General features: G+C 47.0%; 1 protein-coding gene. It reads left to right on the top strand.

Going from position 1 to position 315, the window contains the following annotated elements; translation table 11 throughout:
• Positions 1–315, top strand: a 315-nt coding sequence (locus tag A10D4_RS13470; RefSeq protein WP_008490206.1) for an IS3 family transposase, incomplete at both ends; no start/stop codon positions are given.

The following is a 315-nucleotide window of genomic DNA, read 5'->3' as shown; positions in this document are numbered from 1 at the left end:
TAAAATGCTGTGATGTGGTCGGCATCAGCCGTACCGCATACTATTATGAGCCGAAGCTGACCGATGATGATGAAATTATTGATGCCTTGAATGCTTTAATCGAAAGACATCATCGTTGGGGTTTCCCAAAGTGCTTTAAACGCCTTCGAAAGCTAGGCCACCGCTGGAACCACAAGCGTGTTTATCGGGTTTATACGGAGCTGAAACTGAATCTGCGACGCAAAGGTAAGAAGCGATTACCCAACCGCAATCCAGAGCCGTTAGCTGCACCAAATGCACTGGGGAAATCCTGGTCAATGGACTTTATGAGTGACA

This window comes from Idiomarina xiamenensis 10-D-4, assembly GCF_000299895.1.
GTDB classification, from domain to species: Bacteria; Pseudomonadota; Gammaproteobacteria; order Enterobacterales; family Alteromonadaceae; genus Idiomarina; species Idiomarina xiamenensis.
Note: the sequence above shows the minus strand (reverse complement) of the source record. Positions and strands in the feature narration are given on the sequence as shown.